The sequence below is a fragment of the Desulfonatronum sp. SC1 genome (assembly GCF_003046795.1).
Lineage (GTDB): Bacteria > Desulfobacterota > Desulfovibrionia > Desulfovibrionales > Desulfonatronaceae > Desulfonatronum.
Window position 1 is genome coordinate 1 of record NZ_PZKN01000256.1, and the last position, 247, is coordinate 247.

At 50.6% G+C, this 247-nt stretch carries 1 pseudogene; it reads left to right on the forward strand.

What is annotated here, in order from left to right:
• Positions 1 to 247: pseudogene (locus tag C6366_RS19950) on the forward strand (transposase); the annotation flags it as partial.

Genomic DNA, 247 nt, shown 5'->3' on the forward strand with positions numbered 1-247 from the left:
CTGCCGTTTTTCTATCGCGAATACGAGGGCAACTGCCATGATTCCAAGGTGTTTCAGTGCGTTCTGGAAGACGTTTTGGATGCCATGCGAAAATATGGTCGGCAAGACGTGACTGTGGTCTTGGACAAGGGCATGAATTCCGAAGACGGCATGGCAGTCATTGACGCCATGGACGGCGTGCATTTCGTGACCAGCTACTCGACGTACTTTGCCGAGGAGCTTGTACATGTCGACAGGGAAAAATTTA